The sequence below is a fragment of the Klebsiella sp. MBT K-1 genome (assembly GCF_002556465.1).
GTDB lineage: Bacteria > Pseudomonadota > Gammaproteobacteria > Enterobacterales > Enterobacteriaceae > Klebsiella > Klebsiella grimontii.
The window spans coordinates 42,889-66,865 of sequence record NZ_PDEL01000003.1; the positions used below are offsets into that span (position 1 = coordinate 42,889).

A 23,977-nucleotide genomic window follows, 5' to 3' on the forward strand; every position below is an offset into this window, starting at 1 on the left:
AGGCTTGCCTTTATACTACTGCGCGTTTGTTTATAAACTGCCCAATGAAAACTAAATGAGAAATCTCCGGTGAAGTTCGTAAAGTATCTTTTTATCCTTGCAGTATGTTGCGTACTGCTGGGAGCAGGCTCGATTTTTGGTCTCTATAAATATATAGAGCCCCAGCTCCCCGACGTAGCAACCCTGAAGGATGTGCGCCTGCAGATCCCGATGCAGGTCTATAGCGCGGATGGTGAGCTGATTGCGCAATATGGCGAGAAACGCCGTATTCCCGTCACGCTACAGCAAATGCCGCCAGAGCTGATAAAAGCGTTTATCGCCACCGAAGACAGCCGTTTTTATGAGCATCATGGCGTTGACCCGGTCGGGATTTTCCGCGCCGCCAGCGTCGCGATGTTCTCCGGTCACGCCTCTCAGGGGGCCAGTACAATTACTCAACAGCTGGCGCGCAACTTCTTCCTGAGCCCTGAAAAGACGTTGATGCGTAAGGTAAAAGAAGCCTTCCTCGCGATCCGCATCGAGCAGTTGCTCAATAAAGATGAAATCCTTGAGCTGTACCTGAACAAAATCTATCTTGGCTACCGCGCCTACGGCGTCGGCGCGGCCGCGCAGGTCTATTTCGGTAAATCCGTCGACCAGTTGACGCTGAGCGAGATGGCGGTCATTGCGGGCCTGCCTAAAGCGCCTTCGACGTTTAACCCGCTCTACTCCATGGATCGTGCAACCACCCGCCGCAACGTTGTTCTCTCACGGATGCTGAGCGAAGGCTACATCACGCAGTCGCAGTACGATCAGGCGCGTAGCCAGATGATTGACGCCAGCTACCATACGCCGGAAATCGCCTTCTCCTCCCCGTATCTCAGCGAAATGGTGCGTCAGGAAATGGTCAGCCGCTACGGCGAGCAGGCTTATGAAGACGGTTATCGCGTCTACACCACCATTACCCGTAAAAATCAGCAGTCGGCCCAGGAGGCCGTGCGTAAAAACGTGCTGGATTACGACATGCGCCACGGCTATCGCGGCCCGGACAAGGTGCTGTGGAAGGTGGGTGAAACGCCGTGGGATAACCAGAAAATCCTCGATATGCTGAAAAAAACCCCGAATACCGGACCGCTCTCGCCGGCGGTCATCACGTCGGCAAATCCGCAGGAAGCCGTCGCGCTAATGAGTAACGGAACCTCGGTGTCGCTGAATATGGAAGGCGTCCGCTGGGCGCGTCGGTTTATTTCTGATACCCAGCAGGGCGCCACGCCGCGTAAAGTAAACGATGTGGTGCAGACCGGGCAACAGGTCTGGGTACGTCAGGTGGGTAGCAACTGGTGGTTGTCGCAGGTGCCGGATGTCAACTCAGCGCTGGTCTCGATCAACCCGCAAAACGGGGCGATCATTGCGCTAGTTGGCGGCTTCGATTTCAACCAGAGCAAGTTCAACCGTGCGACACAGGCGCTGCGCCAGGTCGGTTCTAACATTAAGCCGTTCCTCTACACTGCAGCAATGGATAAAGGCTTAACGCTGGCGAGCATGCTCAACGATGTGCCAATTTCCCGTTGGGATGCCGGCTCCGGCTCCGACTGGCGCCCCAAAAACTCACCGCCGCAGTATGCGGGCCCTATCCGCCTGCGTCAGGGGCTGGGTCAATCAAAGAACGTGGTGATGGTTCGCGCGATGCGGGCCATGGGCGTGGACTACGCGGCTGAGTATCTCCAGCGCTTTGGCTTCCCGGCACAGAACATCGTTCGGACCGAATCGCTGGCGCTGGGTTCAGCCTCTTTCACCCCGCTTCAGGTTGCTCGCGGTTATTCGGTGATGGCTAACGGCGGTTTCCTGGTGAGCCCTTATTTCATCAGCAAAATCGAGAACGATCAGGGCGGCGTCATTTTTGAAGAGCGGCCAAAAGTTGCCTGCCCACAGTGCGATATTCCGGTGATTTACGGCGATACGCCGAAGTCTGATGTACTGGATAATAAAGATGTTGAGGACGTCGCGACCTCACAGGACCCGCAAAACCCCGGCGTTCCTCCACAGCCGCAGCTTGCGCAGGCGAACCAGTCTCTGGTGGCGCAAAGTGGCGCTCCGGAGTACGCGCCGCACGTGATCAACACGCCGCTGGCGTTCCTGATTAAAAGCGCCCTGAACACCAACATCTTCGGCGAACCGGGCTGGATGGGTACCGGCTGGCGGGCGGGCCGCGACCTGCAGCGTCACGATATCGGCGGCAAAACCGGGACCACCAACAGTTCAAAAGATGCGTGGTTCTCAGGCTATGGTCCTGGCGTCGTAACGTCGGTATGGATTGGCTTTGATGACCACCGCCGCGATCTGGGCCGCACCACCGCCTCCGGAGCAATCAAAGATCAGATATCCGGCTATGAAGGCGGCGCTAAAAGCGCCCAGCCGGCCTGGGATGACTTTATGAAAAGGGTGCTGGAAGGCGTACCGGAAGAGCCGCTAACGCCGCCGCCGGGTATTATTACGGTGAACATCGATCGCAGCACCGGCCAGTTGGCCAGCGGCGGTAACAGCCGCGCCGAGTACTTTATTGACGGCACCCAGCCGACCCAACAGGCGGTTCATGAAGTCGGCACCACCATTACCGATGGCGGGGGCGAGACCCACGAACTGTTCTGACAAAAAAAAGCGCCTGCGGGCGCTTTTTTTATCTGAGAGAGGCGCTACAGCCGCCCCTGCGCCTGCAGCCATTCGCGCAGCAGGAAAAGCGCGCTAACGTTACGCGCTTCGTTGAAATCTTCTTCATCAAGCAGCGTCATCAGCTGCGACAGCGGCCAGCGCACCTGCGGCAGCGGCTCGGGCTCATCGCCGGGCAACGACTCCGGATAAAGGTCTTCCGCCACCAGGATATTCATCTTGCTGGAGAAGTAGGACGGGGCCATGCTCAGCTTTTTCAAAAACGTCAGCTTTTGCGCGCCAAACCCAACCTCTTCTTTCAGCTCACGGTTGGCGGCTTCCAGTACGCTTTCGCCCGGATCGATCAGGCCTTTTGAAAAGCCCAGCTCATAGGACTCCGTACCAACTGCATATTCGCGAATCAGGATTATATGGTCATCGACAATCGGCACAATCATCACGGCTTCACGGGTAGAAGGCCGCATCCGTTCATACACCCGGCGCACGCCGTTGCTGAACTCAAGGTCCACGCTTTCAACATTAAAAAGGCGCGAGCGCGCGACTGTTTCAACATTGAGAATGGTGGGTTTTTGTAATGATTTGCTCATTGTCATCGGTCTATGCTGTGATTACAGCGGTCATTGTGCGATACGCAGCACGGTTTCGGCAATCCTAATCGCCACTAATTTACATAGTTGCAACTTTTTCGTCTTGACCACAGGTATCACAAAGACTAAAAAGTCAATAGGTTGAACGGTATTTGAGAATATACTGATTCCTGGATTTTAACGCTTTTGATAAGGTTGTATGCTGCTGCATTGCATAATAGATTTTCTCCCGTTGACGTAATAAGTGCCGATTTCGACGGCTGTTTTACCTCCATTGATGCATGGCAACCGACGATACCAGTAAGAAAAGAATAACTATGATGGGATGGGCATGGGCACCTTTCTGATATTTTTGTTAGCTCTGCTAATCTGCGCATTGCTTATCGGCTGGTGGTATCGCACGCATACAAGACGTCGTCGCCTGCCGCTGCTGCACGCCTTTAGCGATGCCGCGACGCGCAAGCTTTCCGATGAAGAGCGCAGCGCCGTTGAAAAATACCTCGAAAGCCTCAGCCGCAACCAGCAGTTGCCGGCGTCTGGCGCCAGCACCGCGCCGGTCAACCTGACGCTGAACGAACAGAGCGGCACCGTTTATAGCGTCACCCGCGCCATTACGCGCTATGGCATCACCACCGATGACCTCAATAAATGGCGCTACTTCCTTGATTCAGTTGAAATTCATCTACCTCCCTTCTGGGAGCAACATATCAATGATGAAAACAGCGTCGAGTTAATCTCCACCGATAGCCTTCCGCTGGTGATTGCTCTCAATGGGCAAACGCTCAGCGACTATCCACAGGAATCTCGGGGGTTCGCGCTTGAAAAAGCCGCGGTGCCTCAGGCATCCATCCGCGGGGAAGAGAGCGAGCAAATTGAGCTGCTGAACATCCGCCAGGAAACACCGGAAGAGCATGCGCTCAGCCGCCCTGAGAGTCTGCGCGAAGCCATTCTGGTGGTTGCCGCTTTCCTGCTGTTTTATTGCAGCCTGATAACCCCGAACGTTTTTTCGCCCTGGCTGCTGGGCGGCGGGTTACTCCTGCTGCTGGCAGGCGTATGGGGGATCTACGCTCCCCCGCGCAAAACATCGCTGCGGGAAATTCACTGCCTGCGCGGCATGCCGAAACGCTGGGGATTGTTTGGCGAAAATAACCAGGAACATATCAATAATATTTCCCTCGGCATTATCGACCTTATCTACCCGCGCCACTGGCAACCATGGATTGCGCAGGACCTCGGCCAGCAAACGGATATCGATATCTACCTCAGCCGCCACGTTGTCCGCCAGGGGCGCTTCCTGTCGCTGCATGATGAGGTCAAAGACTTCCCGCTTCAGTACTGGCTCCGCAGCGCGATTATCGCCCTCGGCGCGCTGCTGATCGTCGTGATGCTGTGGGCCAGCGTACCGCTGAATATGCCTTTTAAATTCACCCTTTCATGGCTCAAGGGCGCGCAAACTATCGAAGCCACGACGGTTGCCCAGTTGGAGAAGTCAAAGATTCGCATCGGCGACACGCTGCGCCTGAAAGGCACAGGAATGTGCAACATCCATTCGCCGGGCGCCTGGACGGCAAAAGAAAACTCGCCGTTTATGCCGTTCGATTGTTCGCAAATCGTCTGGAATGATGCCCCTCCCCTGCCGCTGCCGGAATCAGATATCGTCAGTAAGGCCACCGCCCTGATGCAGACCGTCCAGCGCCAGCTCCATCCCGAATCCGATGAAGATTCGCGCGTCAGCCCGGCGCTGCGTTCCGCCATTCAGAAGTCAGGCATGGTGCTGCTGGATGACTTTGGCGATCTCGTCACAAAAACCAACGACCTGTGCTCAGCGAAAGACGATTGCGTTCGTTTGAAGAATGCGCTGGTTAACCTCGGCAACACCCGCAACTGGGAAGCCCTGACCAAACGCGCCAGCGCGGGCAAACTGGACGGCGTCAACGTCCTGTTACGCCCGGTAAGCGCGGAGTCGCTGGAGAACCTGGTCACCACCTCCACCGCGCCGTTCATCAGCCGTGAAACCTCGCGCGCGGCGCAGGCGCTGAATAGCCCGGCGCCCGGCGGTTTCCTGATTGCCAGCGATGAAGGCAGCGACCTGGTGAACCAGCCGTGGCCAGGCACCGGCTTATACGACTTCCCTGCCCACCAGCAATGGAGCGAACTGCAGCGTCTGGCGGGTATGCTAATGCACACGCCGTTCCAGGCAGAAGGCATCGTCACCAATCTTTACACCGATGCCAACGGCACGCAGCATATCAACCTGCATCGTATTCCTGACCGCTCCGGTCTGTGGCGTTACCTCGGCACAACGCTGCTACTGCTGGCCATGCTGGGCTGTTCGGCGTATCACGGTATCCAGGCTTTTCGTCGCTATCAGCGCCATCGCCAGCGACAGGAAGAGATCCAGAAATACTATGAAAGCTGCCTGAATCCGGTTCTGCTTTCCTCACCCGACCCGCAAGAATAATTCTCTGCGCGACGGGGTGTGATAACCTGTCGCGCAATTTTCCCCCTCGCTGGAGACTGACCATGCATTTTGATATCGCCTGGCAAGAGGTTGATACCGTTCTGCTGGATATGGACGGCACGCTACTCGACCTCGCCTTCGACAACTACTTCTGGCAAAAACTGGTTCCGGAAACCTGGGGCGCCGCGCGGGGGCTCAACCTGCAGGAAGCCAGAGACGCGATGCGCCAGGAGTATCATGCGGTACAACATACGCTAAACTGGTACTGCCTGGACTACTGGAGCGAGCGACTGGGTTTGGATATTTGTGCGATGACCAGCGAGCAGGGGCCAAGGGCCGCGCTGCGTGAAGATACCGTGCCGTTCCTTGAGGCGCTTAAAACCAGCGGTAAACGGCGGATTTTGCTGACCAACGCCCATCCGCATAATCTGGCGGTGAAGCTAAAGCATACCGGGTTGGACGCGCACCTTGATTTATTGCTTTCCACCCACACATTTGGTTATCCGAAAGAGGATCAGCGGCTGTGGCACGCGGTAGCTGAAGAAACCGGCTTCGACGCGCGCAATACGCTGTTCGTCGATGATAACGAGGCAATTCTGGACGCGGCGGCGGAGTACGGCATCCGCTATTGCCTCGGTATCACCAATCCCGACTCCGGGCTGGCGGAAAAAAGCTACGCTCGCCATCCAGGGTTGAACGATTACCGGCACCTGATCCCCTCGCTGACCCTACAGGAGAGGCCATGAAAGAAAAACCCGTCGAAGCCGTCAGGCTGGACAAATGGTTGTGGGCAGCCCGCATTTATAAAACCCGTGCGCTGGCGCGCGAGATGATTGAAGGCGGCAAGGTGCACTATAACGGACAGCGCAGTAAGCCGGGAAAGGTAGTCGAGCTGAATGCGACCCTGATGCTCCGCCAGGGCAATGACGAACGCACCATCGTGGTAAAAGGCATTACCGAACAGCGCAGACCCGCCAGTGAAGCCGTCGCGCTTTATGAAGAGACGGCTGAGAGCATCGAGAAACGCGAGAAAGTGGCGCTGGCGCGCAAAATGAACGCCTTAACCATGCCGCATCCCGACAGGCGACCGGATAAGAAAGAGCGGCGCGACCTGATGAGATTTAAACACGGCGATAGTGAATAACTGTGGCCCGCAAGAGAGATGATTATGACTCAACACGATCAATTACACCGCTATCTGTTTGAAAACTATGCCGTACGCGGTGAGCTGGTAACAGTTTCAGAAACTTTAGAACAGATTCTGACCAACCATAGCTACCCGCAGCCGGTGAAAACCGTGCTGGCGGAACTGCTGGTCGCCACCAGCCTGCTGACCGCCACGCTGAAGTTCGCGGGCGATATTACCGTTCAGCTGCAGGGCGATGGCCCGCTGTCGCTGGCGGTGATCAACGGCAACAACCAGCAGCAGATGCGCGGTGTCGCCCGCACCCAGGGTGAGATCCCGGAAGGGGCGGACCTGAAAACCATGGTCGGCAACGGATATCTGGTCATTACCATCTCTCCGGAAGAGGGCGAGCGCTATCAGGGGGTGGTCGGTCTTGAAGGCGATACGCTGGCGGCCTGCCTCGAAGATTACTTCCAGCGCTCCGAACAGCTGCCAACCCGACTGATTATCCGTAGCGGTGAACACGAAGGTAAACCGATGGCCGGCGGCATGCTGCTGCAGGTTCTGCCGGCGCAGGACGCGCAGGCGGCTGATTTCGAACATCTGAGCACGCTGACCGAAACCATCAAAGCTGAAGAGCTGTTTACCCTGCCCGCAAACGATGTGCTCTGGCGCCTGTATCACGAAGAAGAAGTTACCGTATACGAGCCGCAGGGCGTTGAGTTTAAATGCACCTGCTCCCGCGAGCGCTGCGCCGGCGCGCTGAAAACGCTGCCGGATGAGGAGATCGATAGCATCCTGGCCGACGAAGGAGAAATCGATATGCACTGCGACTATTGCGGTAATCATTACATCTTTAATGCGATGGATATTGCCGAAATTCGTAACAACGCCTCCCCGGCCGACCCGCAAATCCACTAATCCTCACTTTGTCAGGCGCGGTTTTCCTCCTCGCGCCTGGCGTCAACAATTTTTCTTCGCGTGGTGAATCGATTCCCCATGAAAGAGTTACGTAATTTTCTTTCAGGTAAGCGATTACATTCACATTTCAACAGTTTTTTTAATTACTTTTTAACAATTAAGAAACATCTACCCCCACTGTAGCCCTAATTCCTGAGATAATCCCCTGCGCCTCGTGACAGGAGTCACAACGTTTTTCGTAAGTCCGCCGTTTGTCGAGATACGTAAATCTATGAGCCTGGTCGCGGTCTATACCCCGTAATAAACCCTACAATTTAAAGCAGTACATATTGGCTAAGGAGCAGTGACATGCGCGTTAATAATGGTTTAACCCCGCAGGATCTCAAGGCTTATGGTATCAATGACGTCCAGGATATCGTCCATAACCCCAGCTACGATACTTTGTATCAGGAAGAGCTCGCCCCCAATCTTCAAGGTTATGAACGTGGCGTATTAACAAATCTTGGTGCAATCGCCGTAGATACCGGTATTTTTACCGGCCGTTCTCCAAAAGATAAGTATATCGTTCGTGACGACACCACCCGCGATACCGTGTGGTGGGCCGATAAAGGCAAAGGTAAGAACGACAACAAGCCGCTTTCTGAGGAAACGTGGCAGCACCTGAAGGGGCTGGTGACCCGCCAGCTCTCCGGCAAGCGCCTGTTTATCGTTGACGCCTTCTGCGGCGCCAACGCCGACACCCGCCTGAGCGTCCGCTTTATTACCGAAGTCGCCTGGCAGGCGCATTTCGTGAAGAACATGTTTATTCGCCCAAGCGATGAAGAGCTGGCGAACTTCAAGCCGGATTTCATCGTGATGAACGGCGCTAAGTGCACCAACCCGCAGTGGAAAGAACAGGGTCTGAACTCCGAAAACTTCGTCGCGTTCAATCTGACCGAGCGCATCCAGCTTATCGGCGGAACCTGGTACGGCGGCGAAATGAAAAAAGGGATGTTCTCGATTATGAACTACCTGCTGCCGCTGAAGGGCATCGCTTCCATGCACTGCTCCGCCAACGTCGGGGAAAAAGAGGATGTCGCTATCTTCTTCGGCCTTTCCGGTACCGGCAAGACCACCCTCTCTACCGATCCGAAACGCCGCCTGATTGGCGATGATGAACACGGCTGGGATGACGACGGGGTATTCAACTTCGAAGGCGGCTGCTACGCTAAGACCATTAAGCTTTCCGAAGCCGCGGAGCCGGATATTTATCATGCGATTCGCCGCGATGCGCTGCTGGAGAACGTGGTCGTGCTGGCCGATGGCACCATCGATTTTAACGACGGTTCAAAGACCGAAAACACCCGCGTCTCTTATCCGATCAATCATATCGAGAACATCGTTAAGCCCATCTCCAAAGCCGGTCATGCCACCAAGGTTATCTTCCTGACCGCCGACGCGTTTGGCGTTCTGCCGCCGGTTTCTCGTCTGACCGCCGACCAGACCCAGTACCACTTCCTGTCTGGCTTCACCGCCAAGCTGGCCGGTACCGAGCGCGGCGTCACGGAGCCGACGCCAACCTTCTCCGCCTGCTTTGGCGCCGCCTTCCTGTCGCTGCACCCGACGCAGTACGCAGAAGTGCTGGTGAAACGTATGCAGGCTTCCGGCGCCCAGGCCTATCTGGTCAACACCGGCTGGAACGGCACCGGCAAACGTATCTCGATCAAAGATACCCGCGCCATAATCGATGCGATTCTTGATGGTTCGCTGGACAATGCCGAAACCTTCACTCTGCCGATGTTTGAGCTGCAGATCCCGACCGAGCTGCCGGGGGTGGATACCCATATCCTCGACCCGCGCAACACCTACGGCTCGCCAGAGCAGTGGCAGGAGAAAGCGGAGCAGCTGGCGAAGCTGTTTATTGAGAACTTCGAGAAGTACACCGATACGCCAGCGGGCGCTGCGCTGGTGGCCGCAGGGCCGAAACGCTAATCAGGTCCGCAGATATGAAAAAGCCGGGAATCGCTTCCCGGCTTTTTTTAGGCTTACATCAGGCAGGCTTCTTCTTACTTGCCGCCTTACGCCGCTTATTCAGATCCTTAATCAGCTTATTCACCTGCTCATCGGCAAACATCGCCTCAAGCGTGGTGGAAAGCTTACGACGCCAGTTTGGATACTCGGTGCTGGTCCCGGGAATATTGACCGGCTCGGCCATCACCAGCCAATCCTCCGGCTGCAGGCCCAGCAGCGCGCTGTTGCTGTCGGCGATATAGCGCTGCATCCCACGATTCAGGGTCGGCGTCATCGCCATCAGCGACGCTTTATGCCCGGTACGCTTCGGCAGACAGCCGTAGCGGTGCAGAGCATCCAGCAGCCCCTGCTTCGCCAGCTCGCGATCCTGATACAGTCCGCGCAGTACCACCTCATCCGGATACAGGCCGAGCGATTTACCCAGCGTCAGGTCGCCGCTTTCCCAGTAGCCGCGCAGCGTTGGCAGGTCATGCGTCGTAGCCACAGCCATTGATTGCTCCGGATACGCCTTCGGCGCACGGAAAGTCTTTTCGTGGTCATTTTCGAAATAGAGCACTTTGTAGGAGTAAACGCCGCTTTTACGCAGCTTGCCGACGATTTCAACCGGTACGGTTCCCAGATCCTCGCCGATCACCATACAGCGATGACGCTTACTCTCCAGCGCCAGAATCGACAACAGATCGTCTACCGGATACTGCACATAGGCGCCATGATCGGCCGTCTCGCCGTAAGGGATCCACCACAGACGCAGTACCGACATCACGTGATCGATGCGGAGCGCCCCGCAGTTTTGCATATTCGCGCGCAGCAGCTCGACGAAGGGCTCATAGGCGCGCGCCACCATGATATGCGGATCCATCGGCGGCAGGCCCCAGTTTTGCCCCAGCGGGCCGAGGATATCCGGCGGCGCGCCGACGGAAGCCTTCAGGCAGTACAGTTCGCGATCGCACCAGGTCTCAGCCCCGCCTTCCGCAACGCCCACCGCCAGGTCACGATACAGGCCGATCGGCATGGAATCGTTCTGGCTGGTATGCCAGCACTCGGCGAACTGGGTGTAAGCGAGCCATTGCAGCCACAGGTAAAAATTCACCTCGTCGGCATGTTCGGCGCAGAACGCTTTAACCTCCGGGCTATCGGTATCCTGATAAGCCTTCGGCCACGCGGGCCAGCCCCAGCGCATCGGATCCTGCTTAACCTGCCAGGCGTGCAGCGCGTCAAACGCCGCCTGCCAGTACAGGCTGTCGCCCTCGCGCGTGACAAACTGGCGGAACTCCGCCATCGCCTCATCGTTGCGCGCGGAAAAACCTTTCCAGGCCATGCGCAGCGCGGTGAGCTTGAGGGTGGTCACGGCGGTATAGTCAACATCATCGGTCTGACGCGCCGCCTGTAAAGTCTGCTGCGTAGCCGGTGAATGCCACCATTTCTGCGCCTCTTTGCTGTGACGGAAATCCTCTACCGCATTGACGTCAATATAGATAACGTTGAGCCAGCGGCGCGAAGAGGGGCTGTACGGACTGGCGCTCTCCGGGTTAGCCGGATAGAGGGCGTGAATCGGGTTAAGTCCGATAAACGAGCCGCCCCGGCGGGCGATTTCCGGTAGCATCGCGCGTAAATCGCCGAAGTCACCAATCCCCCAGTTCTTCTCCGAGCGCAGCGTATACAGCTGCACGCAGGTTCCCCACAGCTTCTGGCCATCCTTCAGCGCCTGCGGTTCGTAGCAGCGCGCGGGCGCGACGATCGCCCGGCAGTGCCAGCGATCGCCGTCCTGAGTCAGCGTCAGCGTATGGTACCCTTCCGGTAATCTTGCCGGCAGCGGCAGCGTTTCACCGCCGCGCGCCTGGCCCTGATACTGTTTCCCTTCTTCGGTGGTGAGGATCCAGTGGAACTCCCCCTGGCCCGCTACCGGCAGAGACATCTTTTTGCCGTGGGTGAATACCTGCACCGCTGGCAGCGGGTTAACCGCCACCTTCGGGGTGACAGTGGTACGATGCATCGCATCAAGCAGCCGCTGCTTAGTGGCCGCAGCAATGGACTGCGGCTTACCGTGCGCGTTGATATAGCTTGGGCTTATTCCCGCCGCCAGGGCTGCGTTATCAAGGCGTTTAGTCTCCATAGGCCTGTCCTTAGCGTTTTGCCTGCCAGATACGTTGCTGATAATCGCGAATCGAGCGGTCGGAGCTGAACATGCCGCAGCGCGCGGTGTTCAGAATCGTCGCGCGCGTCCAGGCTTCCTGGTCGCGATACAGCTCATCAACCTGCTTCTGCGCCGCCACGTAGGCTTCAAAATCCGCCAGCACCAGGTACGGGTCGCCGCCTTTCAGCAGACTGTGCAGCATCTGGTCGAAAGCATGCTTATCGCCATCGCTGTATTTACCGCTCTCCAGCTCTTTCAGCACAGCGTCCAGCAGCTTGTCTTTCTTACGCCATTTCAGCGGATCGTAGCCTTTGGCCTTCAGCGCTTTCACTTCTTCCACGGTATGACCGAAGATAAAGATGTTTTCTTCGCCTACCTGCTCAGCGATTTCCACGTTCGCCCCGTCAAGGGTTCCCACGGTCAGCGCGCCGTTCAGCGCCAGCTTCATGTTGCCGGTACCGGAGGCCTCTTTACCCGCCGTTGAGATCTGCTCTGAGACATCCGCCGCCGGGATCAGCATTTCCGCCGCCGAGACGCAGTAGTCCGGCAGGAACACCACTTTCAGCTTATCGCCGACCAGCGGATCGTTGTTGATCGCGGCGGCAACCTTGTTGATCGCCCAGATAATATTCTTCGCCAGGTAGTAGCCCGGCGCCGCTTTCGCACCGAACAGGAACACGCGCGGTACGCGGTCCGCCTGCGGGTTCTCACGAATTTCTTTGTACTGCGCAAGAATGTTCAGCAGGTTCAGGTGCTGACGTTTGTACTCGTGCAGACGCTTGATCTGGATATCGAAAATCGCCTGCGGGTTGATCTCGATACCGGTACGCCGCTTCACAAACTCCGCCAGACGAACCTTGTTGGCCAGCTTAATGTCGCGATACGTCTGACGGAACTTCGCGTCATCGGCATATTTTTCGAGGTTGATCAGTTGGTCGAGATCGTTGGCCCACTCTTTCTTCAGCGTTTTATCCAGCAGCGCGGCCAGAGCCGGGTTGCACTGTTTGATCCAGCGGCGCGGGGTAATGCCGTTGGTGACGTTATGGAATTTATTCGGCCACAGCTGGTGATATTCCGGGAACAGATCTTTCACCACCAGGTCGGAGTGCAGCGCGGCCACGCCGTTAACCGCAAAGCCGCTGACCACGCACATGTTCGCCATGCGAACCTGTTTATCGTGCACCACCGCCAGTTTCGCCCATACCTGCTTATCGCCGGGCCAGGTTTTATCGACCAGCGTTTTAAAGCGATCGTTAATCTCTTTGATGATCTGCATGTGGCGCGGCAGCAGCGCTTTTACCAGCTTCTCATCCCAGCACTCGAGCGCTTCCGGCATCAGGGTGTGGTTGGTATACGCGAAGGTTTTGCTGGTAATCGCCCAGGCCTCGTCCCAGCTCAGCTGATGCTCATCAATCAGTACGCGCAGCAGTTCCGGAATCGCAATCGTCGGGTGAGTATCGTTAAGCTGGATAACTTCATAATCCGCCAGCTCCGCCAGCTTACGGCCCGCCAGGTGATGGCGACGCAGAATATCGGCGACCGAACAGGCGCACTGGAAGTACTGCTGCATCAGACGCAGTTTTTTACCCGCCTGATGGTTATCGTTCGGATAGAGAACTTTCGTCAGTTTTTCGGCGTCAATGCCCTGCTGTTCAGCACGCAGGAAATCACCGTCGTTGAATTTGGTCAGGTTAAACGGATGCGCGTGTTTAGCCTGCCACAGGCGCAGCGGCTGAGCCACGTTGTTGCGGTAGCCCAGCACCGGCAGATCCCAGGCTTCCCCGGTAATGACGAATGCCGGAACCCACTCACCGCCTTTGGTCACTTTACCGCCGAGGCCAACCTGCACGTCCAGCGCTTCGTTGTGGCGGAACCACGGGTAGCTATTACGCCCCCAGTCATCCGGCACTTCCATCTGCTGACCGTCAGCGAAAGACTGGCGGAACAGGCCGTACTGGTAGTTCAGGCCGTAGCCGGTCGCCGATTGTCCCACGGTGGCCATTGAATCAAGGAAACATGCCGCCAGACGACCGAGGCCGCCGTTGCCCAGGCCCGGGTCGATTTCCTCTTCCAGCAGGTCGGTCAGGTTAACGTCATGCGCCTGAAGCTCATCGCTGACCTGCTGATACCAGCCGAGGTTGAGCAGGTTGTTGCCGGTCAGGCGACCAATCAAAAACTCCATTGAGATATAGTTTACGTGGCGCTGTCCTTCGGTCGCTTTTGCTACCGGCTGAGCCGACAACAGCTCGGACAGCGCGCCGCTTACGGCGCGCCACCATTGACGCTGGGTCATCTCGGAAGCGGACTGTAAACCAAAATGCTGCCACTGACGCGTCAGTGCAGCCTGAAACTGAGCTTTGTTAAAAGAAGTCTGTGACATAAGTAATCCGGGTCCTTTACTAAAACGTTAGCGTTAGTGTGCCGACCTCCCGGAGTCACGTCCTCATCCCGCCAGGGATTAGCCGGGGAGGAGTAGCAGGGATGAGCGAAAAGTGTGATCGTGGCCACTATTACGTTAGCTTACCGGCAAAAATTATGCTGCAAAATTCGCCACGCTGGAACCACAAATCAGCCTGTCTGGCGCGCACAATTTTGTTACAAGCCAGGACGATAAAAGCGGGAAAAACGCCGTTTTGTAAATATTGCCAAATAAAAGTAAATATCCGCAGAATAAACGGACTGTAATGCAGAAATAGCTCAAAAAGATGACTTATAAGATTTCACTGATAATATTTTATTAAAAACAAACAGCTACTAATTTTGTAATAAAAGATTAGCTTATCGTGCCTAAAACTTCCGCAATCCCAATAACCGCGCCCGCTGACGCGCATTTATATGAATTTCTCTCACTATGCAAATTTGTGACATAGAGCAAATTCAAGAGCATAAAACTCGGACATAACTTGCAATAAAATTCATTATGGCCGACCTTATTGGATATTAATTACGAAGCGCAAAAAAATTCGCAATTCCTCCCTTGCACAGCGAAATGAAGAACTATGTTGATTCCGTCTAAATTAAGTCGCCCGGTCCGCCTTGAACACACTGTGGTTCGTGAGCGATTGCTGGCGAAACTTTCCGGCGCGAACAATTATCGTCTCGCGTTGGTGACCAGTCCGGCTGGATACGGTAAAACCACGCTCGTTTCTCAATGGGCTGCGGGGAAAAACGATCTCGGCTGGTTCTCGCTGGATGAAGGCGATAACCAACAGGAGCGTTTTGCCAGCTATCTTATCGCCGCCGTTCAGCAGGCCACCGGCGGCCACTGTGCGGCCAGCGAAGCGATGGTGCAAAAGCGCCAGTACGCCAGCCTGCCCTCTCTCTTTGCGCAACTGTTTATTGAGCTGGCCGACTGGCAGCGCCCGTTATTCCTGGTGATTGATGATTATCATCTGATCACCAATCCGGTTATTCATGATGCGATGCGTTTCTTCCTCCGCCATCAGCCGGAAAATATGACGCTGGTGGTGCTGTCGCGTAATCTGCCGCAGCTGGGCATCGCCAACCTGCGCGTGCGCGATCAGCTGCTGGAAATCGGCAGCCAACAGCTGGCTTTTACCCATCAGGAAGCGAAACAGTTTTTCGACTGTCGTCTCAGTTCGCCTATTGAGGCCGACGATAGCAAAAGGCTGTGCGACGATGTTGCCGGCTGGGCCACCGCGCTGCAGTTGATTGCCCTCTCGGCGCGTCAGAACAATACTTCCGCCCATCACTCCGCCCGCCGTCTTGCCGGTATAAACGCCAGCCATCTTTCTGACTATCTGGTCGATGAGGTGTTGGATAACGTTGACCCGCGGACGCGTAACTTCCTGCTGAAAAGCTCGCTGCTGCGCTCGATGAACGATGCGCTCATCGTCCGCGTCACCGGCGAAGAGAATGGCCAGATGCAGCTGGAAGAAATTGAGCGTCAGGGATTATTCCTGCAACGGATGGACGACTCCGGCGAATGGTTCCGCTACCATCCGCTATTCGGCAACTTCCTGCGCCAGCGCTGCCAGTGGGAGCTGGCGGTCGAACTGCCGGAAATTCACCGTGCGGCCGCTGAGAGCTGGATGGCCCAAGGCTTCCCGAGCGAAGCGATTCATCACGCCCTGGCCGCGGGCGACGCCAAAATGCTGCGCGATATTCTGCTCAACCACGCGTGGGGCATGTTTAACCACAGCGAGCTGAGTTTGCTGGAACAGTCCCTCGCCGCGCTGCCGTGGTCAAACCTGCTGGAAAACCCGCGTTTGATTCTTTTGCAGGCCTGGCTGATGCAGAGCCAGCACCGCTATAGCGAAGTCAATACCCTGCTGGCGCGCGCCGAGCAGGAGATGGATACAGAAATGGACACCGCCATGCACGGTGATTTCAACGCCCTGCGTGCCCAGGTGGCGATCAACGCCGGCGATCAGGACGAAGCCGAGCGCCTGGCGATGGTGGCCCTTGATGAACTGCCGCTGGCCAGCTACTACAGCCGCATCGTTGCCACATCCGTACACGGCGAAGTTCTGCACTGCAAAGGCCAGCTGAGCAAATCGCTGGCGGTCATGCAGCAGACGGAACAGATGGCCCGCCGTCATGACGTCTGGCACTACGCGTTATGGAGCATGATCCAGCAAAGCGAAATTCTCTTCGCGCAGGGCTTCCTGCAGGCCGCCTGGGAAATTCAGGAAAAAGCGTTCCAGCTCATTCGCGAACAGCATCTGGAACAGCTGCCGATGCATGAGTTCCTGCTGCGTATTCGTTCCCAGCTGCTGTGGGCCTGGGCGCGGCTGGATGAAGCGGAAACCTCCGCGCGCAGCGGCATGAACGTACTCTCCTCCTATCAACCGCAGCAGCAGCTGCAGTGCCTGACGCTGATGGTGCAATGCTCGCTGGCGCGCGGCGATCTGGACAACGCCCGCAGCCATTTGAATCGCCTGGAAAACCTGTTGGGCAACGGTCATTACCATAGCGACTGGGTATCCAATGCCGATAAAGTGCGGGTGATCTACTGGCAGATGATCGGCGACAAGGCCGCCGCGGCAAACTGGCTGCGCCAGACGCCAAAACCAGAGTTCGCCAATAACCACTTCCTGCAGAGCCAGTGGCGCAATATCGCCCGCGCGCAAATTCTGCTCGGCGATTTTGATTCCGCCGAAATGGTGCTGGATGAGTTAAACGATAACGCCCGCTCGCTGCGTTTGATGAGCGATCTGAACCGCAACCTGCTGCTGCTCAACCAGCTCTACTGGCAGGCCGGGCGTAAGAGCGAAGCGCAGAAAGCGCTGCTGGAAGCGCTCACCCTCGCTAACCGCACCGGGTTTATCAATCATTTTGTCATTGAAGGCGAAGCGATGGCGCAGCAGCTGCGCCAGCTGATTCAGCTCAATACGCTGCCGGAGCTGGAGCAGCACCGCGCCCAGCGTATTCTGCGCGATATCAACCAGCATCATCGCCATAAGTTCGCCCACTTTGACGAGAGCTTCGTCGAGCGGCTGCTGAACCATCCGGAAGTGCCGGAACTTATCCGTACCAGCCCGCTGACCCAGCGCGAATGGCAGGTGCTGGGGCTCATCTATTCCGGCTACAGCAACGAGCAGATCGCCGGTGAGCTGGACGTGGCCGCCACCACCATCAAAACGCATATTCGCAATTTGTATCAGAAGCTGGGCGTGGCGCACCGCCAGGATGCCGTTCAGCATGCCCAGCAGCTGTTGAAAATGATGGGATACGGCGTATAAGCCGCAATCGGCTGGCCTTATGCATCGCCACCCTGATTCATCGCCGGCGGAAAATGTCCCTCCGCCTGGCGTTCTCCCTCTCCATCACCGGAGATAAGCGTGTGACGTATCACCCGCGGCATCACGCCGTGCAGCGCGCGTTGGTCTGCCGCGGGAAATGTTAATGAATCAGCACAGCTCCAGCTGAAGATTATTGTCGGTAATCACCTTCAGCACGCCAGCCGGCGGCATTACATCGGTGTAGACCGCATCAACCATACTGATGCTGCCCATATTGACCATCGCGTTACGGCCAAACTTAGAATGGTCAACGACCAGCATCACGTGACGGGAGTTTTCAATAATCGCCCGCTTGGTGCGCACTTCATGGTAGTCGAACTCCAGCAGTGAGCCATCGGTGTCGATACCGCTGATGCCGAGAATGCCGTAATCAAGACGAAACTGGGAGATAAAGTCCAGGGTGGCTTCACCGATGATACCGCCATCCCGGCTGCGCAGCTCGCCGCCGGCCAGGATAATGCGGAAGTCCTCTTTCACCATCAACGTATTGGCGACGTTGAGGTTATTGGTGACGATACGCAGATCGTTATGGTTAAGCAGCGCATGGGCTACCGCTTCCGGCGTGGTACCGATATCGATAAACAGCGTCGCGCCGTCGGGGATTTCACTCGCCACCTTGCGGGCGATGCGCTCTTTTTCCTGGGTCTGGGTCGATTTCCTGTCGTGCCAGGAAGTATTCACCGAGCTGGAAGGAAGCGCGGCGCCGCCGTGATGACGCAGGATCATTTTCTGATCGGCTAAATCATTCAGATCGCGGCGAATGGTCTGCGGGCTGACGGCAAACTGCTCGACAAGCTCTTCGGTACTGACGTATCCCTGTTTTTTTACCAGCTCGATAATCGCGTCATGACGTTGTGTTTGTTTCATGAAATATCCCTGGGAATCTCTACGTTCGTTTTCGCACATTCTGCGTATCAACAAACGCCATCGCCAGCCCGGTCACCAGACCGGCCACGTGCGCGCCGTTCGCAATCGACATGCCGAAAACATCAAACCAGCCAGCAATTAACCACACTAAAGAGAAGAGTATCAAGCCGCGCTGTAAATAAACGCCGCTCTGCGGATCGCGCTCACCTCGCAGCCAGACATAGCCCATTAGCGCATAGACCACGCCGGACAGTCCGCCAAACCACGGTCCGCTAAACTGATGCTGAACAAAGCCGCTCAGCAAGGCGCTGATTACGGTAATCACCACCAGCTTGCCGCTGCCAATGCGCTTTTCTACCGCTCCGCCGAGGTACCACCACCATAGCAGGTTGAACAGAATATGCATCAGCGAGAAGTGCATGAGCGCATGGCTAAAGTAGCGCCAGACTTCAAATTTCAGCGAAGGATCGTAGGGCCAGGCCAGCAGCAGCATGACCGGTTGATCGCCAATGACCGTTTGCAGGACAAAGACGGCGATGCAGGCGATAAGCACGCTCCAGGTAAACGGCCCGGCGTTTTGGCGAAGCGTCGCTAAAAAGGGGAAGCGCTGGTAGTGCAGCCCGCTGTTGGTGTGCCCCGACTGCCAGCTGGCGGCGAGGTAACGCGGATCGGCGGGATTTTCCAGAAAACGGGCCAGCTCGGCCTGCACGCGTCCGGCCTGGGACTCATCGGCCAGCCAGATATCGCTCTGCGTATGCTGCTGAATAGTCAGAATAATCCCCTGCGTCGCCATATAGTCGACAAACGCCTGGGCCACGCGCGGGTTGGCAAAAGAGGTAATCATTAACATGCAGCGGATCGCTTATTCCACACAAAGGGAGATATTATAGCCACAACCGACGCTAACGCCTAAAGTGCGCCATGCGCGACTTCCGCCGGGAAATGCCGATGCCAGGCATCAAACCCGCCATCCACGCTATAAACCTTGTCGTAACCCTGCTGCAGCAGGTACTGCGCGGCGCCTTTGCTGCTGTTGCCGTGATAGCACATCACCATGACCGCCGTATCAAAATCGTTGTCGCGCATAAACGCGCCCAGCGTATCGTTAGTCAGATGAAATGCGCCCGGCGTGTGGCCCATCGCATAGCTTTGCGGGTCGCGAATATCGACCAGCACCGCCGTCTGCTGGTGCATTTTCTGGTGGGCTTCTTCTACGTTAATACATTCAAAGCGATCCATAAGCTCTCTTCTTTATATACGGATATACAGGCAGGCGGCGAAACGCCCTGGATTTTAGCGTCTAGTGTACAGCCTGGCGCTAAATAAACGCCAATATGTTACACGCATCACTCTGAAATGTTTTTTTGATGTTACCAATAGCGCGATTGTTTGCTATATTGAGCGATATCGAACATTTATGAGCTTAAACGAAAGTGTAAGAGGTGGCGAGCGTGGAAACCAAAGATCTGATTGTGATAGGGGGAGGCATCAACGGTGCCGGTATCGCGGCAGACGCCGCAGGGCGTGGTTTATCCGTGCTGATGCTGGAGGCGAACGATCTGGCCTGCGCCACATCCAGCGCCAGCTCAAAGCTGATTCACGGCGGGCTGCGCTACCTTGAACACTATGAGTTCCGCCTGGTGAGCGAAGCGCTGGCCGAACGTGAAGTATTGTTAAAAATGGCCCCGCACATCGCCTTTCCGATGCGCTTTCGTTTACCGCATCGTCCGCACCTGCGCCCGGCGTGGATGATCCGCATTGGCCTGTTTATGTACGATCATCTGGGCAAGCGCACCAGTTTACCCAGCTCAACCGGGTTGCGTTTTGGCACAGAATCGGTACTTAAACCTGAAATCGTGCGCGGTTTCGAATATTCCGACTGCTGGGTCGACGATGCACGCATGGTGCTGGCCAACGCCCAGATGGTTGTGCGTAAAGGCGGAGAAGTGCGTACCCGTACCCGCGCCATCTCGGCAAAACGTGAAAACGGTTTGTGGATTGTTGAAGCGGAAGATATTGATAGCGGCGAGAGGTTTACCTGGCAGGCGCGCGGTCTGGTTAACGCCACCGGCCCGTGGGTTAAACAGTTCTTCGAAGAAGGGATGCACCTGCGCTCACCTTACGGTATCCGTTTGATTAAGGGCAGCCATATCGTCGTACCGCGCGTGCATGCGCAGAAGCAGGCCTATATCCTGCAAAATGAAGATAAGCGTATTGTTTTTGTGATCCCGTGGATGGATGAATTCTCCATCATCGGCACCACTGACGTTGAATATAAAGGCGACCCAAAAGCCGTGGCGATCGACGGTAAAGAGATTAACTATCTGCTGAACGTCTATAACGCCCACTTTAAAAAGACGCTCACGCGGGACGATATTGTCTGGACCTACTCCGGCGTGCGCCCGCTGTGCGACGATGAATCCGACTCACCGCAGGCGATCACCCGTGATTACACTCTCGATATTCACGATGAAAACGGACAGGCTCCGCTGCTGTCGGTCTTTGGCGGCAAGCTCACGACCTATCGTAAGCTGGCCGAGCATGCGCTGGAAAAACTGACGCCTTACTACAAAGGCATCGGCCCGGCATGGACCAAAACCGCGGTACTGCCCGGCGGCGATATCGGCGGCGATCGTGACGACTACGCGGCGAAGCTGCGCCGGCGCTTCGCGTTCATTAGCGAATCGATGGCCCGCCACTATGCGCGGACTTACGGCAGCAATAGCGAGTGGATCCTCGGCGAAGCGACTTCACTTGCCGATCTGGGCGAAGATTTCGGCCACGAGTTTTATGAAGCCGAGCTGCGCTATCTGGTAGAACACGAGTGGGTACGCCGTCTGGACGACGCTATCTGGCGCCGGACCAAACAAGGTATGTGGCTGAATGCCGAGCAGCAGGCGCGTATCAGCGAGTGGCTGGCGCAGCACGCGGGAAAGTCTGAACTGTCGTTAGCGTCGTAAAACCGTAAATAGCAACGGGGCCTGGTGGCCCCGTTTTGTTATGGCTAACCCGTTACAAGCGTACCGGATCGATATGCCAGATATGGTCGGCATACTCCTTGATCGTACGGTCAGAAGAGAAGTAGCCCATATTGGCGATATTGAGCATTGCTGTGTTGGCCCACTCTTCCGGGTGAAGATACAGCTCATCCACCTTATCCTGACAATCCACGTAGCTACGGAAATCCGCCAGCACCTGATAGTGGTCGCCGAAGTTGATCAGCGAATCCAGCAGATCGCGATAGCGGCCCGGCTCCGATGGGCTGAACAGGCCGGTGCCGATCTGCGTCAGCGCCTGGTGCAGCTCTTCATCCTGCTCATAGTAATCACGCGGTTTGTAGCCGTCGGCACGCAGGGCCTCCACCTCTTCCGCCGTATTACCGAAGATAAAGAAATTATCCGCCCCTACGTGCTCCTGCATCTCAACGTTAGCGCCGTCCAGAGTACCGATGGTTAACGCGCCGTTAAGCGCGAACTTCATATTACTGGTCCCGGAGGCCTCCGTTCCCGCCAGCGAAATCTGCTCGGAGAGATCCGCCGCCGGAATGATCAGCTGCGCAAGGCTGACGCTGTAGTTAGGGATAAACACCACTTTCAGCTTATCGCCAATCTGCGGATCGTTATTCACCACCGCCGCGACGTCGTTAATTAAATGAATTATATGTTTGGCCATGTAGTAAGCCGACGCCGCTTTTCCGGCGAAGATATTCACCCGCGGCACCCACTCGGCGTCGGGGTTGGCCTTAATGCGATTGTAGCGAGTAATTACGTGCAGCACGTTCATCAGCTGACGTTTGTACTCGTGAATACGCTTGATCTGCACATCAAACAGCGCCTTCGGATTCACTACCACATTAAGCTGCTGACCAATGTAGTTCGCCAGCCGCTGCTTGTTTTCCAGCTTAGCCTGACGCACCGCCTGGTTGACCTTCGGATAGTCAATATGCTGCTCCAGCTCCTTCAGCTGGCTCAAATCCGTGCGCCAGGTATGGCCGATATTTTCATCCAGCACTTTCGATAGCGGCGGATTCGCCAGCGCCAGCCAGCGGCGCGGAGTCACGCCGTTCGTGACGTTGGTAAAGCGCATCGGGAAGATTTTGGCAAATTCGGCGAACAGCGACTCGACCATCAGCCGGGAGTGCAGCTCCGACACGCCGTTGACCTTGTGGCTCACCACCACCGCCAGCCACGCCATGCGTACGCGACGACCGTTGGACTCGTCGATAATCGACGTCCGGCCCAGCATCGCCGTATCGTTGGGGTACTGCTCCTGGAGGGTCTTCAGGAAATAGTCGTTGATCTCGAAGATAATCTGCAAATGACGCGGCAGGATTTTACCCAGCATATCGACAGGCCAGGTCTCCAGCGCTTCGCTCATCAGGGTATGGTTGGTATAGGAGAAGACCTGGCAGGTCACCTCAAACGCCTCATCCCAGCTAAACTTATGCTCGTCAATCAGCAGGCGCATCAGCTCCGGAATCGACAGCACCGGGTGCGTGTCGTTGAGGTGAATCGCGATTTTGTCCGCCAGGTTGGCGTAGGTTTTATGCAGCTGGTAGTGGCGGCTGAGGATGTCCTGCACCGTCGCTGAAACGAGGAAGTACTCCTGCCGCAGGCGCAGCTCGCGTCCTGAATAGGTCGAGTCATCCGGATAGAGTACCCGCGACACGTTCTCGGAATGGTTTTTATCTTCCACCGCCGCGAAGTAGTCGCCCTGGTTGAATTTACCGAGGTTGATCTCGCTGCTGGCCTGGGCGCTCCACAGGCGCAGCGTGTTGGTGGCGTCGGTGTCGAAGCCAGGGATAATCTGGTCATAGGCTTCGGCAATAATCTCTTCGGTCTCCACCCAGCGGGAGTATTTACCTTCCTGCTGAATGCGTCCGCCGAAGCGCACTTTGTAGCGCGTATTATGGCGCTCGAACTCCCACGGGTTACCGTATTCCAGCCAGTAATCCGGGGATTCTTTCTGCCGCCCATCGACGATATTCTGCTTAAACATCCCGTAGTCGTAGCGAATACCGTAGCCGCGGCCCGGTAACCCCAGCGCCGCAAGCGAATCGAGGAAGCAGGCCGCCAGGCGACCAAGACCGCCGTTGCCTAAGCCCGGGTCGTTTTCTTCATCAATTAATTCTTCAAGGTTCAGCCCCATCTCTTCCAGCGCGCTGTTCACATCCTCATAAATGCCGAGCGATAACAGCGCGTTGGACAACGTACGGCCAATCAAAAATTCCATCGACAGGTAGTAAACCTGGCGAACTTCCTGAGAGAGCTGCGCGCGGTTTGAGCGCAGCCAGCGCTCAACCATACGATCGCGAACGGCGAACAGCGTGGCGTTGAGCCATTCATGCTTGTTAGCGATAGCCGGGTCTTTGCCGATGATAAACATCAGCTTATAAGCAATAGAGTGCTTTAACGCCTCAACGCTCAGGGTGGGTGACGAGTAGCTAAAAGGTACATTCAT

Annotated in this window: 15 protein-coding genes; 8 read left to right on the plus strand and 7 right to left on the minus strand. The window is 56.2% G+C overall.

Features of this window, described 5'->3' with window-relative positions; genetic code table 11:
• Positions 1 to 69 precede the first annotated feature (69 nt).
• Positions 70 to 2,628, plus strand: a complete 2,559-nt coding sequence (gene mrcA / locus CMQ96_RS04915; RefSeq protein WP_098066130.1) for a peptidoglycan glycosyltransferase/peptidoglycan DD-transpeptidase MrcA — start codon at positions 70 to 72, stop codon at positions 2,626 to 2,628.
• Positions 2,629 to 2,672: 44 nt separating this feature from the next.
• Here the strand turns inward: mrcA and nudE are convergent, their stop codons facing one another.
• Positions 2,673 to 3,233 (minus strand): ADP compounds hydrolase NudE, encoded by a 561-nt coding sequence (nudE, locus tag CMQ96_RS04920; RefSeq protein WP_004854946.1) that lies wholly within the window; start codon positions 3,231 to 3,233, stop codon positions 2,673 to 2,675.
• A gap of 331 nt (positions 3,234 to 3,564) precedes the next feature.
• Between nudE and CMQ96_RS04925 the strand changes: the two genes are divergently transcribed.
• From CMQ96_RS04925 to pckA, 5 genes are all read left to right on the plus strand, one after another.
• Entirely contained in the window at positions 3,565 to 5,694 is a 2,130-nt protein-coding gene (locus CMQ96_RS04925) for an intracellular growth attenuator family protein (RefSeq protein ID WP_098066132.1), read from the plus strand.
• Positions 5,695 to 5,756: 62 nt separating this feature from the next.
• Positions 5,757 to 6,440 carry a GMP/IMP nucleotidase gene (gene yrfG, locus CMQ96_RS04930; RefSeq protein ID WP_004126058.1) on the plus strand — a complete coding sequence of 228 codons (684 nt, stop codon included), beginning with the start codon at positions 5,757 to 5,759 and terminating at the stop codon, positions 6,438 to 6,440.
• Complete coding sequence (hslR, locus tag CMQ96_RS04935; RefSeq protein ID WP_004126060.1) at positions 6,437 to 6,838, plus strand: ribosome-associated heat shock protein Hsp15; 402 nt, start codon at positions 6,437 to 6,439, stop codon at positions 6,836 to 6,838. Before yrfG ends, hslR begins: the two co-directional genes overlap by 4 nt.
• Positions 6,839 to 6,856: 18 nt before the next feature.
• Positions 6,857 to 7,741 (plus strand): Hsp33 family molecular chaperone HslO, encoded by an 885-nt coding sequence (gene hslO / locus CMQ96_RS04940; RefSeq protein ID WP_162685354.1) that lies wholly within the window; start codon positions 6,857 to 6,859, stop codon positions 7,739 to 7,741.
• Between the two features lie 348 nt (positions 7,742 to 8,089).
• Entirely contained in the window at positions 8,090 to 9,712 is a 1,623-nt protein-coding gene (gene pckA / locus CMQ96_RS04945) for a phosphoenolpyruvate carboxykinase (ATP) (RefSeq protein ID WP_004870264.1), read from the plus strand.
• A 58-nt stretch (positions 9,713 to 9,770) separates the two neighbouring features.
• On the opposite strand, the gene malQ is transcribed toward pckA, so the two are convergent.
• Both malQ and malP read right to left on the minus strand, forming a co-directional pair.
• Positions 9,771 to 11,864, minus strand: coding sequence for a 4-alpha-glucanotransferase (malQ, locus tag CMQ96_RS04950; protein WP_024359829.1), 2,094 nt, complete (start codon positions 11,862 to 11,864; stop codon positions 9,771 to 9,773).
• Between the two features lie 10 nt (positions 11,865 to 11,874).
• Entirely contained in the window at positions 11,875 to 14,265 is a 2,391-nt protein-coding gene (malP, locus tag CMQ96_RS04955; RefSeq protein ID WP_098066134.1) for a maltodextrin phosphorylase, read from the minus strand.
• Positions 14,266 to 14,884: 619 nt separating this feature from the next.
• Between malP and malT the strand changes: the two genes are divergently transcribed.
• Positions 14,885 to 17,590 carry an HTH-type transcriptional regulator MalT gene (malT, locus tag CMQ96_RS04965; RefSeq protein WP_004870255.1) on the plus strand — a complete coding sequence of 902 codons (2,706 nt, stop codon included), beginning with the start codon at positions 14,885 to 14,887 and terminating at the stop codon, positions 17,588 to 17,590.
• 168 nt (positions 17,591 to 17,758) lie between these two features.
• Here the strand turns inward: malT and CMQ96_RS04970 are convergent, their stop codons facing one another.
• From CMQ96_RS04970 to glpE, 3 genes are read right to left on the minus strand one after another with little or no spacing between them, the layout of a single operon-like run.
• A complete protein-coding gene (locus CMQ96_RS04970; RefSeq protein ID WP_024359827.1) occupies positions 17,759 to 18,517 on the minus strand; it encodes a DeoR/GlpR family transcriptional regulator in 759 nt (252 codons plus the stop codon).
• Positions 18,518 to 18,536: 19 nt separating this feature from the next.
• A complete protein-coding gene (gene glpG / locus CMQ96_RS04975; RefSeq protein WP_098066136.1) occupies positions 18,537 to 19,367 on the minus strand; it encodes a rhomboid family intramembrane serine protease GlpG in 831 nt (276 codons plus the stop codon).
• Positions 19,368 to 19,426: 59 nt separating this feature from the next.
• Positions 19,427 to 19,756, minus strand: coding sequence for a thiosulfate sulfurtransferase GlpE (gene glpE, locus CMQ96_RS04980; RefSeq protein ID WP_004126086.1), 330 nt, complete (start codon positions 19,754 to 19,756; stop codon positions 19,427 to 19,429).
• A gap of 212 nt (positions 19,757 to 19,968) precedes the next feature.
• Between glpE and glpD the strand changes: the two genes are divergently transcribed.
• Positions 19,969 to 21,477 carry a glycerol-3-phosphate dehydrogenase gene (gene glpD / locus CMQ96_RS04985; protein ID WP_098066138.1) on the plus strand — a complete coding sequence of 503 codons (1,509 nt, stop codon included), beginning with the start codon at positions 19,969 to 19,971 and terminating at the stop codon, positions 21,475 to 21,477.
• Positions 21,478 to 21,529: 52 nt separating this feature from the next.
• Here the strand turns inward: glpD and glgP are convergent, their stop codons facing one another.
• Complete coding sequence (glgP, locus tag CMQ96_RS04990; protein WP_024359825.1) at positions 21,530 to 23,977, minus strand: glycogen phosphorylase; 2,448 nt, start codon at positions 23,975 to 23,977, stop codon at positions 21,530 to 21,532.